This window comes from Bacillus haikouensis, assembly GCF_013179555.1.
Classification (GTDB): Bacteria; Bacillota; Bacilli; order Bacillales; family Bacillaceae_B; genus Rossellomorea; species Rossellomorea haikouensis_A.
This window is the reverse complement of record NZ_JABMCR010000055.1, coordinates 5,113-19,526: the sequence shown is the minus strand read 5'-3', so window position 1 is coordinate 19,526 and position 14,414 is coordinate 5,113. Positions and strand designations below refer to the sequence as shown.

The following is a 14,414-nucleotide window of genomic DNA, read 5'->3' as shown; positions in this document are numbered from 1 at the left end:
CTAAGCCCTGCAGCTAGACAAGTGAGACCCCGCAGGCTTGCCGAGGAGACTCACGGGCTACCCGCGGAAAGCGAAGTCTTGCACGGAAATCATTAGCGGTATTAAGAACATACACTGAAATTGTTCGACTATATGTCGTGGTTTATTAGTTTTGTCCCTGCCCCTTTTTTGGATCATGCTATAGTTGCTTACCCTTCAAATACTCAATGCTTCTCTGAACACTTTGGATAGGAGATTCCCTGCATTCATCCTGTTCGACAATCCACCAGTCGACACCCCCGTCTTCCCCTAAGTCCAGCACCGAATCAAGGTCTATCCCGCCTGTCCCGAGCTCAGCAAAGAATCGTTCTCCATCCATCGTCATATCCTTCAGATGAACAAGAGGGGAACGGCCCTTATAACGTTCGAGCCAATCAGCGGGTCTTTCTCCTGCGAACGTCAGCCAATATATATCAAATTCTGCTTTCACCCATTCCGGATTGGTTTCCTGAAGGATGGTCTCTAATGCAGAACGTCCATTGCGTAACGTCGTTAATTCAAAATCATGATTGTGATAACAAAGGGTGAGGCCTTCTGCTGCACATTTTTCGCCAATCTCATTCAAATCATCAATCAATCTGAAATAGTCATTATCCGTTCTTTTCTCTGGTTCCAGATATGGGCAAACTACATACTTGCTGCCCAATTCCTTTTGATCGTTGATCGCCTTTGCCGCATCATTTCTTAGTTCAGAAAGCGGGATATGGCTGGAAGCTGCTTTCAGCCCCAGATCGTCAAGCACTTGTCTTAACTCTTTTGCCTTTAAATCACCGTAGCCTGCCAACTCCACTCCTTCGTAGCCGAGCTGTGCAACTTTTTCCAATGTTCCTGTAAAATCGTCTGCGGATTCGTTTCGAAGAGTGTACATTTGCAGTGCGATGGGAATTCGTTTCATTATGTAACCTGCCTTTCGTTTATAGACTCTATATTAAAGACTTCTGAATCATCGGGGAAAATCCTCTTTTCGTTTTACGAAAAAAGCTGCCCAAACCGGTTAATGCGTAACCAGCTTAGGCAGCTTTTCATGTGTTACTTAATAGCAGGTGATTTAATTTTCAGGCATGCAAGCTTCTTTTCATTTTGAAATACCGAGTAATGGGCAGCAGCAATTTTTTCCTCGACATAATCCATCGAAAACGTACCGGAAGGATCTGCAAGACTTCCGATAGCCCTCGATAAGTGATCGACGACATGCTTCAGATTCACTCTATTCTCCAGCTCGTTATCAGCATTCATTTCATCCATGATTTCAAAAGCAAGATTTTGAACATGATACAAACGTCTCTGCTCCATCAAAAATCCCCCTTTGTGTAGTATCCATATTGATTATATGGCCAAAGAGAAGGGGTTATGATAACGAACAACCGGGTATAGGATTTATAACACCTCAAGGTATGAACAGATGAAAATTAGTGAAATCTAATAATAACTGAGGAGGTGAAGAAACATGGCACAAGATGTACTATGTGAAGTAAGCAACTGCAAATACAACAAAGAAGGCAAAAAGTGCTCAGCAGACCAAATCTTCGTCGTCAGCCACAAGGGGAATAAGGCTCATAACAGCGAAGAAACAGATTGTAAGACATTCGACCCGGGTATGTAACGGATACGTTAAAAATATGTGAGAAGGATCTCTATTCGTGATCGAAGAAAGATCCGGCAGGCAACCATTGGCGTGGTTGCCTGTTTTTAGATAGTATTGATAATAATTATCATTCTTATTCATGCAGGAGTTTAATTTTTGAAGATGGGCCAGGGGAGATGACTGGAGTAAGTTGTTAATCAAGGTTCACCCTTGAATTTAACATAGTCCACTTATTTCAATATATCGTCATACTTAAACGCCTAATCATAGTCCATTGTAAGGGAACAGGGGCTCAGGTTCTGTAAACAATGCAAAAGGGAAATACAAATAATCATATTGAAGCTTGGTTGGATTACCAGTTGCTGATTAGCCCAACATAACAAATGGAAGAACGGGAATTTTTCTTCATATCGAATCAAGGTATGTTGCTAAAAAACTCCTAAATCCCTCAACTCCCAACACCCGGCACCAAAAAAGGCGCAACATACGACCTCACCGATCTCACAAATCAAATTACCACCCAAACAAAAACCCGTCACAAATAAGTGACGAGCCCTTCATTCCTTCTCGATCCATTCCTGGGACCATTTTTCTATATGTTTCATCAGCGGTTCCAATGAATATCCTTTTTCAGTGAGGGAATATTCGATTCTGACCGGGGTTTCCGGGTACACTTTCCGCTCGATGATGCCTTCTTCTTCAAGATCTTTAAGGCGTTCTGATAATAGTCTTCCACTGATGCCGATGCCATCCTTAATGGTGGAGTTCCGCTGCGGACCGGAAAGCAATTGATAAATGATGAGTGCGGTCCATCGCTGGCTCAGGATGCTGATTGCTTTTTCGAACCGCGGGCAAATTTCGGATGTATTCACCTTTACCACTCCTTTAGCTATACCTTTAGTATATCATAAGTACTAACTATATATAAATTAGTTACTTGACAAAAATAAGTTACTAAAATATTATAAGTTACATAAAGTAACTAAGTGACTAAATTAAATATACCAAAAGAGAAAGGAATCAATAAAAATGAACTCTCAGCACATAGGGGCACTAATCTTAAGGTTTGCATTAGGTTTAACATTTTTCATTCACGGTTTTGTAAAGTTTCAAGGAGGCATTGAAAATACGGCTGGTTTTTTCGAGACATTGGGACTGCCCGGTTTTTCGGCGTATGTAGTTGCGTTTATTGAATTAATCGGGGGAATTGCGATGATCCTGGGGTTTGGAACAAAGGTAGTTGCAGCCTTGTTTGCTATTATTATGGCAGGCGCAATCTTTAAAGTGAAGCTCGCTGCCGGTTTTTTAGGAAACGGACAAGGGACAGGCTATGAACTTGACTTTGTTCTTTTGGCCATGTCTGTCTTTTTCATATTTGATAAACCGGCATCATTTTCATTAGACTCCAGGATTTTTCAATCAAATGCCAGTCAATAATGGAAGGAGCAAATAAAATGAACTTTCACCAACATCCTCATACACATGTTAGCCAAGTCAAAATAAAAGTAGAAAACATCAAGCGGTCACTGAATTACTATCAAGAGGTCATCGGCTTTAGAATACTCGATCAATCACCAAACAGAGCACGTTTGACTGCGGATGGTCACTCAACGCTGCTCACGATCGAGCAGCCGGAGAACGTTACACGAAAACAGCCTCGCACGACAGGACTTTACCATTTTGCGATATTATTACCGGAGCGAGCGGACTTAGGACGGATTTTAAACCACTTCGCTCAATTGAATATCCCATTAGGATCATCCGATCATCTGGTGAGTGAAGCGCTTTACCTGAACGATCCGGATGGAAATGGAATCGAAGTCTATTGGGATAAACCCGCATCCACTTGGAAGTGGAATGGAGATCAGGTGGAAATGGCCGTCGATCCGATCGATGCAAAAGCCATTTTAGCGGAGGGAAAAGGAGAGCCTTGGACAGGTCTCCCGCCGCAAACGATGATGGGCCACATTCATCTGCATGCTGGCGAACTAAATGAAACAGCAGAATTTTATACGAATGGACTCGGCTTCGAAGTCGTATCGAAATTTGGGAATCAGGCTCTGTTTATCTCCACGGGCGGCTACCATCATCACATTGGATTGAATACGTGGAACGGAGTGGGGGCACCGAGACCTGCCCGGAATAGTGTGGGACTAAGTTCATTCGACGTTCATTTTCCAAGCGAAGAAAAAAGAAACACGGCAATCAGCCGGTTGAAAACACTTGGGACACAAGTGAACTATGAACAAAACGGAAAAATCTCAACAGAAGATCCTTCAGGAAACAAACTGTATCTAACGATTTAATTAATAAAGCCGCCTCGTATCGTGATAAGAGGCGGTTTTATTAAATGTTATCCTTCACTTGGATCGTACTTATCGTATACAAGACGAGTGACCATCGTTGCGTCTCCATGTTTTACATCCTCATCTGTCGCATCTTCACCAAAGGATTGTTCTTCATCATAAGTGGGAGCCACCTTACGTTCTACTGATTGATTAGGGTTTCTCTTTTTCATGAAAGTTCCTCCTATTATGGAATCTTTCCTTATTGTGAATGGAAAAATGGAAACTATGCCGGATAAGCATCTTTTTTTGAAAGAGTGCGTAAGAGTGGGATAATACATGCTAAAAGGTGAAGTGTGGAGGTTTCAACATGAAATTGAGTGTACTTGACCAGTCGGTCATTACAAAAGGACAGGACGCAAGAACGGCTTTTGAAGAAACGGCGAGACTTGCTCAGCGTACTGAAAAACTCGGCTTTACCCGTTTTTGGGTGGCGGAGCATCATAATACGAACGGGCTCGCGGGTACTGCACCTCAAGTGCTGATTTCGCATCTGGCATCCATCACACAGCACATCAAGATCGGATCGGGAGGTGTCCTTCTTCCTCAGTACAGTCCGTATAAAATAGCCGAGGATTTCAAGGTGCTGGAAACACTTTTTCCAGGACGGATCGATTTGGGAATCGGCCGTTCGCCGGGAGGATCATATGAAACACGAATGGCGTTGACGGATGGACTCAATAAAAGTTTGAATGAGTTTCCAAGACAGGTGGGAAATCTGCAGAATTTTCTCCACGAAGGGTCAACGGTAAAAGCATATCCGGCCGTTCAACAGCCGCCGATGACCTGGATACTCGGGATCACGCCTCGGGGGGCCAGGGTTGCTGCCGAGAATGGAACCGCTTTTACCTATGGCCACTTCATCAATTCGAGTAACGGAAAAAGGGCAATGGATGATTATCACACCCATTTTCAGCCATCTGAAGGTTTAAAGGAACCCGTCAGCAACGTCTGCATTTTTGTCGTATGTGCACCGACCCAGGAAGAAGCAGAGAAGATTGCCCGCAGTCAGGACATATGGCTGCTTGAAGTTGAAAGAGGAATCGATACCCGCATCCCTTCAAAGAAAGAAGCGGAAAATCGAAAACTCACGGCCAGGGAAAAGGAGAAAGTCGCAGAAAATCGAAAACGTACCATTGTGGGCACTCCGGAAAAAGTGAAGGAAGAGTTACGGCTGCTCAGTGAAATCTATCAAACGGATGAATTCATGATCATCACCAATGTATCAGATTTTGAAGACAAAGTGAGATCCTACGAATTGCTTGCGGAAGTACTGCTGGAAGGAGTGGATTGACTTTGCACCAGGGCGGAGAGGACCGCCCCGACAGCCTGGATCCAGCTCCCGGCTGTGTTCAGTTCCCCGCTATCTTCATTATTCAATTCAAGGATTCCAGATATCGCCTGAAGGGTGTTCCCGATGACCTGCAGACCGTTTCCATAAATGGAGAGCAGCTCATCGAGTGTCCGTTCATCGTCAAGGGAATCTGCTACCGCGGCAGATCCGCCCAATGCCTGCAGGAGGTTCCCTTTTATGGTAAGTTCTTGCTCCGTCACTTCACTGAAGTCCATGATCAAACCGGCCAGCACGGTCAAATTTCCAATGGTTTGAATTTGATTGCCGATCTTAGTCAAGCTGGCGGGATCAACGATTGCATCAGCTTCAAGGGCATTCCCTGTCGCCTGCAGCTCGTTTCCAACAATATCAAGGTTGTCGAGGGTATCTTCCGACAAAGACTTGTTCGGAGTATTACCAATGGCAGAGAGGACAGTTCCGACCGCCTGTATCCAGGCTCCAAATGTGGCTTTGAACGCATTACCCATGTAAATCGCCTACTCTTTAAGTTCTAGGATAGTGTATACAAAAGAGGGCGGGATGGTTAATCCGTATACCAGCATTAAGGCAGATGAACTGTGGTTGTTTTCTGTTTTTTTTTTATCTTTCAAGCAGACCGTTTAGGGGATTTCGGTCCGACTGTTGGAGTCCAAAAGCGACTACCGGCCGATCCAACATTTATCGGAATGGCAAAGATGCTTGCGTTCTTCTCATCTGTCCAGCTTCACTATGTCTGCATCTTTATTCGGACGATCAAGTATCAGGTCTCTGAGAATACTTGAACCAAGCATGCTGTATACCGTACCGGTCCCACCGTATCCCAGCAGGTAAAAGATTCTTTCCTTATCTGGGTGCCTCCCATATACCGCAGGTGGTCGAGTAATTCCCCGAAGCTAGCCCCCAGGCATATTCCATTTCGACGCTTAAACCTGGAAACAGTTTCTGCACTTCTTTTTGAATCTGCTTTCCCTGTTTATTCATATTTCCATATTTTACGGTGCTTCTGTCAGGTCTTCATCCAGTCCGCCTGCGATGATAGCAACATCGTAATGAGTATCCAACCGTTATACGTAGTGGGCCAAAACAATTTACCGTGGTGTAATTCAATTACTTAGTGATCCTCCAATGAGTAAAAGTTACTAGACTATGCTTCTATGTCATTCCCTTTGGGAAGGGGTAATGAATCGTGTGGGTGATATTTTGGGAAATTGTTAGTTGATTGGGGTGTGAGTTTGGTATAATTTGGTACATAGTATAACTTTGGAGGAGGAGATTATTTTCCGTTAATTGTAAAAAAGCTAAAATAAATCTAATTTTGGCAAGAATATTGTTAATAGTGGCAAGAATATTGTTTGAAATGGCAAGATTATTGGAAGTATCGGCAAGAATTTTTAAAAAACCGGCAAAATTATTTCATTCATCGCTTCTACATCACATCACCTCGTTCATTTCTCCAAAAAAATACTAAGGAGTGACCATTTTGAAGGGTAAAGAACATCTACCACCTAAACTATTACTCCAGCTACTAGCTTTATTAAAACGAATTCATGAGAATCACTACAAAATACCTGAAATAGAAAGTAAATATAAAAGGGTTCTGGCAGGATACAAGGGGGAAATTTCATTAGATTATTATTTAAGTTTACTTCCACAGAAAGATTTCATCATTCTTCATGATATACGTCTCAAAATGGGTTCTCATTATTTTCAAATTGATACCCTCATCCTTCATTCATGTTATATACTAGTCCTCGAAGTCAAGAATATCTCTGGTGAAATCTATATAGATTCAAAATACAACCAAATGATCCGGACCAAGGATGGTCAAACAGATGTTTTCCCCGACCCGATTCTCCAGGCAAATAAACAAGCAGGCGAATTGAAAAAGTGGCTTGAAGAGAATAAGTTACCGCCTATCCCGATCGAGTTTCTCGTTGTTTTTACAAACTCCAAAACACTAATAAAAAATACTTCCAATGATCAGGATGTTTATCGCAGACTAATCCGTAACACGAAACTAACAGGCAGGATATTTCATTATTGCAGAAAATATTCTGATGAAGTTTTTTCTAAAAAGGTACTCATTAAGCTATCAAAAAAAATAATTAAACATCATCAACCTCATAATCAAGACATATTATCACTGTTCGGTCTTACTGAAGACGATATTCAAACTGGAGTATATTGTTCGGTATGCAAGAAATTCTCAGTGGAACGCGTGTCAGGCAGTTGGCGCTGTAAATTATGTAAACACTCTGATAAATACGCTCATATAGAGGCTTTAACAGACTATGCTCTCCTCTATAAACCAACTATATCAAACGGTGAGATGCGGAAATTTTTAAATATTAACTCCATAAATACTGCTTCAAAACTCTTAAAGAAAATGAAATTCACCTCTACTGGATCCACAAAAAATAGAAAATATGAAATTCCGATTTTACCATCTAAAATATTTTGAATCATGTTTTCCAGTTTTTTTGTTGCAAAATAACGGACCGGCCAAAAAACCAGCCGATCCATCATCCAACCTAAAACGTGTCAGTATTCAATGTCACCTCTATATTCCCATCCGTTGCTTTCGAATAAGGGCATACTCCATGAGCTTTCTCGACCAGCTGTTTCGCTTCATCGAGCTCAACGCCGCTCACGGAAACTGAGAGGGCGACCCCGAGTTTGAAGCCGCCGTCTGTGTCTTTTCCGATAGAGACTTCGGCAGAAACTTCAGATTCGATTTTCTTTTTTTCCTTGCCGGCAACGAGGTTTAAAGCGCTGTCGAAACAGGCTGCATATCCGGCTGCGAATAATTGCTCCGGATTCGTTGCTCCTTCAGAACCGTCTCCCCCGAGTGATTTTGGCATTGCAAGATCGAGGTCCAATACACCGTCACTGCTTTTTACCTTTCCGGCGCGTCCGCCTTTTGCGGTTGCTTTAGCTGTATATAATGCATCCATCTTGTTCACTCCTCTTTTAAAATTTTGCACATTGTTACTTTTTACAATAAAGCGGGGGACTAAACATTTTGATGTGCTATCCGCTAATAAATTTTCGCTGTTCTCCGATAATCCCGTTTTTACGAAGCATAATGGACGATGATCAGCATCTAAAAAAAGCCAATGAGAATTGAGATCCAAATGAGTATCAGTGGTCCGGCCAAGAAGGGAACTGGCGGGCAAGGGCAAGAGGGCAGCATAATGACCTGGTTGAGCAGGAAGGTGGCGGGAATGACGACGACGGCATCCCGGTGCTGGTATGGATTGCTGCTAAATACTGGTGTGTCTGCGGTGATTTTGAGAGTCAATATGTTTTCGCAGGAGTTTCGAAAAATAAAAAAAGGATGACCCGTCAGGATCATCCATAAGATTATCTGAATAATGCATTCCAGCGCTCAGCCTTTTCAAGGGCTGCAATATCATTGACCACTTCACCGGGGCGTACGCCGGCCCCGATCAGGTAGTCTGAGAATTCCATGTTCACAAATTCAAAAATGTAATTGAATTGCTGTACAAGAGGCAGCCCTTTGATGCATGCGCTCGTGCCTCCGGTGATGACCACGTACGCTTTCTTCCTGGTCAGCTCTTCTTTTAGATTGAACCGTTCATCTCGCAAATATTGACTCCATCGGTCAAAGAAGTTCTTCATGGGACCGCTCATTCCGTACCAGTAAAGTGGAGTGGCAAACAGCAGGATGTCGTGATCCTGGATCATCTGAACAAGTTCTTCATAATCATCCTCGACTGGTGAGAAACCTCCTTCAGAATGTCTCATATCCACTATTGGCCTGATATCCATATCGGCAAGGGACACAATCGTATGGTCAGTCCCTTCAACGATTTTCTTTGCAAGGTATTCAGAATTCCCGTCTTTTCTCGTACTTCCCAGCAAGGCTAATACTTTCATCTTTAACTCTCCTTCTTAAATAGATCAGCTGTTATCTTTAGTATATTCACCCATAGGCAAACAGGGAATGGGCACGGGTGGCGCAGGGGTTGTCTTTCGTCCATTTCACAAGGGCCAGAGTCTCTTGAAAAAATTTATCGGATCTTAAATCCTTCTTCTCTTAAATACATGGCAGCTTCATCATAGCCGCCGAAGCTGTCCTCCAGATTTTCACCGGCGTAAATATTCCAGCGGTCGTCCTCCTCCATGAGAAGAAGGGTGTGTCCTTCAGAATCTTTCCACGTCTGCTCCAAGGCAGGCTGGATTTCTTCCTCCTCGGACAAGTATGAAATGGAAGCCGTGATGATGCCACGTAACTCATGAGCATTAAAGTCGCGGATATTGACAAGTCCTTTTGCGTTCGAATCATATTGGGAAAGATCTCCTGTATAAACAAATCCGTTCCCGTTGGGATGCAGATGGTAGACAACGATGGTTTTATCATAAAGACTGTCTTCAAAGTGAAAATTAACCCGGTTCAGCGACACATCTTTTTTTGTAAGTTCATCAAATGTTTCGATGATGTCGAGTTTTTCCTGAAATGTCAGCATGTTATTCCTCATTTCTATTTCAACGATTTTTTCATTATAGCATAGTCCACTATTTTTAAAGAAAGGTTAGGGGTATAATGAGGGGAAAGAGGTGACTGCATTGAACGATTTCTCATCCTTAGGGATTCAGCCTAAGTATACTGACGCATTAAAAGAACAATCCATTACAGAACCGACACCAATCCAGGTTGAGACGATACCTGTTTTATTAAATGGCGAAGACGTGATTGGACAGGCACAGACAGGCACGGGAAAAACAATGGCCTTCCTTCTGCCGATGCTTGATAAAATCGATAAAGAGAAAGAAAGCATCCAATCACTTATCGTCACCCCGACAAGGGAACTGGCGATTCAGGTGACGGCGGAGCTCAATCAGCTTCTGACCGCTTCAAAAGAAGACATCAACGTACTTGCCGTTTACGGGGGGCAGGACGTTGAAAAACAAATCAACCGCTTGCGAAACCGGGCGATCCACATTGTCATCGGGACCCCGGGTCGGATCCTTGATCACCTGCGCCGACGCACGATTGATTTTTCAGAAGTGTCTTTCCTTGTGCTGGATGAAGCCGACCAAATGCTGCATATCGGTTTCTTCGATGAGGTGGAAGCGATTATTCGGGAAACTCCATATACAAGACAGACCGCATTGTTCTCAGCGACGATGTCAAAGGATATCCGTAAAATCGGCAAACGTTATATGAATAACCCTCATAACGTTCAAATACGCGAAAAGGAAAAGATCGTAGAGGAAATCCATCAGGAAGTCGTTGAAACGACTGACCGCGGGAAGCTGGACGCCCTTAGTCAAACAATCCTTGACGTCCAGCCGTTTCTCGGCATCATTTTCTGCCGCACAAAAAGACGGGTCAGCAAGCTGCACGTGGACTTGAAAGCAAGGGGCTTCCTTGTCGATGAGCTTCACGGGGACCTTTCCCAGGCGAAGCGGGAAGCCGTCATGAAGAAATTCCGTGAAGCTAAGCTGCAGCTATTGATTGCAACAGATGTAGCTGCCCGCGGTCTTGATGTGGAAGGTGTCACACATGTCTTCAACTATGATATCCCACTAGACGTTGAAAGTTATATTCACCGGATCGGCAGGACAGGGCGCGCTGGAAAAGACGGGCTTGCCATCACATTTGCTGCTTTGAAAGACAAGCAGGCTCTCGAAGTGATTGAAAAAGGTATAGACCGTTCGCTTCAGAGACGCGAAGTTGACGTGCCGCCGGGAGCCGGCGCTACTAACTCTTCCCGAAGCAAAGAAAAAAGTGAAAGCATCAAAGAAAGAAGAGAGAAAAACATTCAGGCAAGCCGTGAACGCAGTTCAAAAGGCGGCCGCGGCAGACGATCGTCAGGCGGACCTGGACGAGTAAGCTCATCAGGCAGAGGTTCAGGGGGCAGGAATTCATCCGGTAAACCCGGGGACAGAAGTGCATCCAGCGGGCGTTCAACTGCCAAATCCGAAAACAGAAGTTCCGACGGCAGTGGTTCTTCATCGGCAAGCAGAAGGAGCGGCAGCGGGAACAGGGAAAGAAGCGGAAGACGAAGCAGCAGTTCAGGTTCAGGCGGCAGAAGAGGCCGTAATTAATATAGTAACGAGCATGGTGCGTGGTTAGTGCGCATCCATGCTTTTTTGGTTGGTTTTACATTATTTATTAAATTGGCTGAATGACCGGGGAAATTCGAAGATTATCAGGTGAATCTCGCAGAATTTTTGATGAAAGATAACCAGAAACCGATAGATTTATTTTCAGCATGGACACTTAATTATGGAAGATTTCCTGAAGACCAAATTACGAAGTTTTCTTACCAAATAAGCGTATCCTTATCCGATACTTACACACAATCACTGTAACCACACTATATTTATCAGAAGATTAAAACAACTGTCTTGATATCTATTCATCATTCCCTTATAAATAGAATAAACGCTTTATTATTTCAGAAAGGGGATGGAATGAGGGAATGCATGTACCTTTAGTGTTAACAGATTTTTTGGACCGGGCCGTCGAGCAGTATGGGAACAAGGCTGCGATCATCGATGATGAAAAGAGGCTGACCTACAAACAGTTATATGCGCGGGTCAATCAATTATCCCGGGGGCTCCGCGAAATCGGTATTGAAAAGGGTGATAAAGTCGCTTATCTCGCACCGAATACGACGGAAATGCTTGAGGGATTTTATGGAGTGTTCGGAGTCGGCGGGGTGATGACTCCATTGAATACACGGCTGAAGCCTGCAGATTATGAATTTATCTTGACTCATAGTGAAAGCAAGGCATTATTTGTTGATGAAGAGCTGTACCCGCTCGTTCAACGGATATTGTCAAAGGTTCCAAAGTTGAAACATGTCATCATTCATGGGAATTCCCAGGATGGATATCCGGGTTATGACGAGTGGCGGAACAAATTCAGTCGGGAGGAATTTGACCGTGTGCCTCTCGAGGAAACGGATATAGCATCACTGCTTTACACGAGCGGTACGACCGGAGATCCAAAGGGTGTGCTGTTAACCCACCGGTCCAATTATCTCCATGCCCTCTCTTCCATGCATCATTTGAGAGTGTCCGATCAGGATACCCTCCTCCATGTGCTTCCGATGTTCCACGTGAACGGGTGGGGTTCACCGTTTTACTATACTGCCAACGGTGCCACACAAGTGATGCTCAGGAAAGCAGATCCTAACGTCATTTTGGAAAAAGTAAAGAAGTATGGGGTATCAGTCATGCATATGGCCCCGACCGTCCTGAATATGATTCTTGAACAATATGAATCTGACAAACCTGAGATTAATCAGCAGCTTAGGGTCGTCATCGCAGGCTCGGCACCTCCTCCGGCTTTTGTGAGGAAGGTGGAAGAAAATTTGAAGTGGGAGTTTATCCAGGTTTATGGGATGACGGAGATTTCGCCGCTCATCACGGTTTCGACGATTCGATCAACGGAGCTTGAAAAGCCGAAAGAAGAGAAATACCGATTAAAGGCAAAGGCGGGATACAGCATGATCGGTGCGAAGGTGAAAGTAGTTGATGAGTCAGGGGGTGAAATCCCGAAAGACGGTAAGACAATTGGAGAAATCGTAACAAGAACAAACACGGTAATGGAGGGATATTTTAAAAATCCTGAAGCCACGAATGCAACGATACGGGATGGCTGGCTCCATACAGGTGATATGGCTGTCGTTGACGGGGACGGGTATATCGAAATCGTAGATCGGATGAAAGATGTCATTATTAGCGGCGGTGAGAACATTTCTTCCATCGAAGTCGAAGGTGTGCTTTATGATCATCCTGGTATCCTCGAAGCGGCAGTGATTGCAGTCCCTCATGAGAAATGGGGGGAAGTCCCTCATGCAGTCGTAGTTCAGCGTGATGGACACAGTCTGACTGAAGAAGAACTCTTCAGATTCTGCGGAGAAAAATTGGCCGGCTTTAAAGCGCCAAAAGGGATCACATTTGCAAATGAGCTGCCCAAAACCGCTTCGGGCAAAATCCAGAAGGTCATCATCCGGAAAGAATTCTGGAAAGACCATGACCGAATGATTCATTAAAAATAATACTGGGTACGAAAAAGACGTGTGATGCCTGCATGTCTTTTTTCTCGTCCTGATTTCCTTACATTTAAGCATCCACTCTGAAACAACAACTTTATTTGTAAAATGACAAAATCTTTACAAATAAATGAATTGTACATATCGGTGTTTATCTCTCTGAAAAGATGGTAAACAAGCAAATGTAACATCAAAAATCAAAGGAGGATCATACGGTATGGCGTTCATTTCAAAAAGAAAAGACAAGCTATAGAGTAACTTGAATTCTGCTTCGATTTAAAGAAAGTCATTGGAAACGTCATTTCTGAAAAGCGTCATTGCTAAATACAATTTCACTTAAAGGAGAGGAAACAAAATGGCAAACAATAATAACAAAAACAATAATAACAGCAAAATGAGTCATGAAGAAGCTGGACGTAAAGGCGGGAAAGCCACATCCCAAAATCATGATAAAGAATTCTATCAGGAAATCGGTGAAAAAGGCGGCAGAAACTCCAGTAATTCCGGTAATTCCAACAACTCAAACCGTTCAAGAAGCAGCAACTCGAACTCAGGTTCCAACAACAGCTCAAACAACAGCTAAACGATCAGCTTTTAAAATCGTCCATTGGAAACGTCATTTCTGGAAAGCGTCATTGGTAAATACAATTTCACTTAAAGGAGAGGAAACAAAATGGCAAACAATAATAACAAAAACAATAACAACAGCAAAATGAGTCATGAAGAAGCTGGACGTAAAGGCGGGAAAGCCACATCCCAAAATCATGATAAAGAATTCTATCAGGAAATCGGAGAAAAAGGCGGAGAAGCGACTGCCAGCAATCACGATAAGGAATTCTATCAGGAGATCGGTGAAAAGGGCGGCAGAAACTCCAGTAATTCCGGTAATTCCAACAACGCAAACCGTTCAAGAAGCAGCAGCTCGAACTCAGGTTCCAACAACAGCTCAAATAACAGCTAAACGATCAGCTATTAAAATCGTCCATTGGAAACGTCATTTCTGGAAAGCGTCATTGCAAAATACAATTTCACTTAAAGGAGAGGAAACAAAATGGCTAACAATAATAACAAAAACAATA

General features: G+C 43.4%; 16 protein-coding genes and 1 pseudogene. 9 read left to right on the top strand and 8 right to left on the bottom strand.

Going from position 1 to position 14,414, the window contains the following annotated elements; all coding sequences use genetic code 11:
- Positions 1-178 precede the first annotated feature (178 nt).
- A complete protein-coding gene (locus HP456_RS07580) occupies positions 179-934 on the bottom strand; it encodes a sugar phosphate isomerase/epimerase family protein (protein WP_172249633.1) in 756 nt (251 codons plus the stop codon).
- A gap of 134 nt (positions 935-1,068) precedes the next feature.
- Positions 1,069-1,332, bottom strand: a complete 264-nt coding sequence (locus tag HP456_RS07575) for a hypothetical protein (RefSeq protein WP_172249631.1) — start codon at positions 1,330-1,332, stop codon at positions 1,069-1,071.
- Positions 1,333-1,486: 154 nt separating this feature from the next.
- Here HP456_RS07575 and HP456_RS07570 point away from each other — a divergent pair, with 154 nt between their 5' ends.
- Positions 1,487-1,642 carry a DUF1540 domain-containing protein gene (locus HP456_RS07570; RefSeq protein ID WP_172249629.1) on the top strand — a complete coding sequence of 52 codons (156 nt, stop codon included), beginning with the start codon at positions 1,487-1,489 and terminating at the stop codon, positions 1,640-1,642.
- Positions 1,643-2,181: 539 nt separating this feature from the next.
- Here the strand turns inward: HP456_RS07570 and HP456_RS07565 are convergent.
- Complete coding sequence (locus tag HP456_RS07565) at positions 2,182-2,496, bottom strand: winged helix-turn-helix transcriptional regulator (RefSeq protein WP_172249627.1); 315 nt, start codon at positions 2,494-2,496, stop codon at positions 2,182-2,184.
- 157 nt (positions 2,497-2,653) lie between these two features.
- On the opposite strand from HP456_RS07565, the gene HP456_RS07560 reads away from it, so the two are divergent.
- Positions 2,654-3,061: a DoxX family protein gene (locus tag HP456_RS07560; protein ID WP_172249625.1), complete on the top strand. Its 408-nt coding sequence runs from the start codon at positions 2,654-2,656 to the stop codon at positions 3,059-3,061.
- 17 nt (positions 3,062-3,078) lie between these two features.
- Positions 3,079-3,930, top strand: a complete 852-nt coding sequence (locus tag HP456_RS07555) for a VOC family protein (RefSeq protein WP_172249623.1) — start codon at positions 3,079-3,081, stop codon at positions 3,928-3,930.
- A gap of 47 nt (positions 3,931-3,977) precedes the next feature.
- On the opposite strand, the gene HP456_RS07550 is transcribed toward HP456_RS07555, so the two are convergent.
- The gene (locus HP456_RS07550; protein WP_172249621.1) at positions 3,978-4,142 is read right to left on the bottom strand and encodes a hypothetical protein; all 165 of its coding nucleotides are present in this window, start codon (positions 4,140-4,142) and stop codon (positions 3,978-3,980) included.
- A gap of 137 nt (positions 4,143-4,279) precedes the next feature.
- On the opposite strand from HP456_RS07550, the gene HP456_RS07545 reads away from it, so the two are divergent.
- Positions 4,280-5,263: an LLM class flavin-dependent oxidoreductase gene (locus HP456_RS07545; RefSeq protein ID WP_172249619.1), complete on the top strand. Its 984-nt coding sequence runs from the start codon at positions 4,280-4,282 to the stop codon at positions 5,261-5,263.
- Here HP456_RS07545 and HP456_RS07540 read toward each other — a convergent pair.
- The gene (locus HP456_RS07540) at positions 5,221-5,790 is read right to left on the bottom strand and encodes a DUF6944 family repetitive protein (RefSeq protein WP_172249617.1); all 570 of its coding nucleotides are present in this window, start codon (positions 5,788-5,790) and stop codon (positions 5,221-5,223) included. The two genes, HP456_RS07545 and HP456_RS07540, sit on opposite strands and share 43 nt — an antisense overlap.
- Positions 5,791-6,782: 992 nt before the next feature.
- Between HP456_RS07540 and HP456_RS07535 the strand changes: the two genes are divergently transcribed.
- Entirely contained in the window at positions 6,783-7,763 is a 981-nt protein-coding gene (locus tag HP456_RS07535; RefSeq protein WP_172249615.1) for a nuclease-related domain-containing protein, read from the top strand.
- A 70-nt stretch (positions 7,764-7,833) separates the two neighbouring features.
- On the opposite strand, the gene HP456_RS07530 is transcribed toward HP456_RS07535, so the two are convergent.
- From HP456_RS07530 to HP456_RS07520, 3 genes are all read right to left on the bottom strand, one after another.
- Positions 7,834-8,256 carry an organic hydroperoxide resistance protein gene (locus HP456_RS07530; RefSeq protein ID WP_172249613.1) on the bottom strand — a complete coding sequence of 141 codons (423 nt, stop codon included), beginning with the start codon at positions 8,254-8,256 and terminating at the stop codon, positions 7,834-7,836.
- A 409-nt stretch (positions 8,257-8,665) separates the two neighbouring features.
- Entirely contained in the window at positions 8,666-9,202 is a 537-nt protein-coding gene (locus tag HP456_RS07525) for a flavodoxin family protein (protein WP_172249611.1), read from the bottom strand.
- 134 nt (positions 9,203-9,336) lie between these two features.
- Positions 9,337-9,792, bottom strand: a complete 456-nt coding sequence (locus tag HP456_RS07520) for a hypothetical protein (RefSeq protein WP_172249609.1) — start codon at positions 9,790-9,792, stop codon at positions 9,337-9,339.
- 91 nt (positions 9,793-9,883) lie between these two features.
- Here HP456_RS07520 and HP456_RS07515 point away from each other — a divergent pair, with 91 nt between their 5' ends.
- The 4 genes and pseudogenes from HP456_RS07515 to HP456_RS07500 form a co-directional block, all read left to right on the top strand.
- Positions 9,884-11,377 (top strand): DEAD/DEAH box helicase, encoded by a 1,494-nt coding sequence (locus HP456_RS07515; protein ID WP_312857742.1) that lies wholly within the window; start codon positions 9,884-9,886, stop codon positions 11,375-11,377.
- 377 nt (positions 11,378-11,754) lie between these two features.
- Positions 11,755-13,335 (top strand): long-chain-fatty-acid--CoA ligase, encoded by a 1,581-nt coding sequence (locus tag HP456_RS07510; protein ID WP_172249607.1) that lies wholly within the window; start codon positions 11,755-11,757, stop codon positions 13,333-13,335.
- 355 nt (positions 13,336-13,690) lie between these two features.
- On the top strand, positions 13,691-13,918 hold the full coding sequence (locus HP456_RS07505) for a KGG domain-containing protein (RefSeq protein WP_172249605.1): 228 nt from the start codon (positions 13,691-13,693) through the stop codon (positions 13,916-13,918).
- A gap of 90 nt (positions 13,919-14,008) precedes the next feature.
- A pseudogene (locus tag HP456_RS07500) lies at positions 14,009-14,218 on the top strand (KGG domain-containing protein); the annotation flags it as partial.
- Between the last annotated feature and the right edge of the window lie 196 nt (positions 14,219-14,414).

Excerpts from the sequence above, each read along its gene's own strand:
- HP456_RS07580 (WP_172249633.1), bottom strand. The coding sequence starts at position 934 with ATGAAACGAATTCCCATCGCACTGCAAATGTACACTCTTCGAAACGAA.
- HP456_RS07575 (WP_172249631.1), bottom strand. The coding sequence starts at position 1,332 with ATGGAGCAGAGACGTTTGTATCATGTTCAAAATCTTGCTTTTGAAATC.
- HP456_RS07570 (WP_172249629.1), top strand. The coding sequence starts at position 1,487 with ATGGCACAAGATGTACTATGTGAAGTAAGCAACTGCAAATACAACAAA.
- HP456_RS07560 (WP_172249625.1), top strand. The coding sequence starts at position 2,654 with ATGAACTCTCAGCACATAGGGGCACTAATCTTAAGGTTTGCATTAGGT.
- HP456_RS07555 (WP_172249623.1), top strand. The coding sequence starts at position 3,079 with ATGAACTTTCACCAACATCCTCATACACATGTTAGCCAAGTCAAAATA.
- HP456_RS07550 (WP_172249621.1), bottom strand. The coding sequence starts at position 4,142 with ATGAAAAAGAGAAACCCTAATCAATCAGTAGAACGTAAGGTGGCTCCC.
- HP456_RS07545 (WP_172249619.1), top strand. The coding sequence starts at position 4,280 with ATGAAATTGAGTGTACTTGACCAGTCGGTCATTACAAAAGGACAGGAC.
- HP456_RS07540 (WP_172249617.1), bottom strand. The coding sequence starts at position 5,790 with ATGGGTAATGCGTTCAAAGCCACATTTGGAGCCTGGATACAGGCGGTC.
- HP456_RS07530 (WP_172249613.1), bottom strand. The coding sequence starts at position 8,256 with ATGGATGCATTATATACAGCTAAAGCAACCGCAAAAGGCGGACGCGCC.
- HP456_RS07525 (WP_172249611.1), bottom strand. The coding sequence starts at position 9,202 with ATGAAAGTATTAGCCTTGCTGGGAAGTACGAGAAAAGACGGGAATTCT.
- HP456_RS07520 (WP_172249609.1), bottom strand. The coding sequence starts at position 9,792 with ATGCTGACATTTCAGGAAAAACTCGACATCATCGAAACATTTGATGAA.
- HP456_RS07510 (WP_172249607.1), top strand. The coding sequence starts at position 11,755 with ATGCATGTACCTTTAGTGTTAACAGATTTTTTGGACCGGGCCGTCGAG.
- HP456_RS07505 (WP_172249605.1), top strand. The coding sequence starts at position 13,691 with ATGGCAAACAATAATAACAAAAACAATAATAACAGCAAAATGAGTCAT.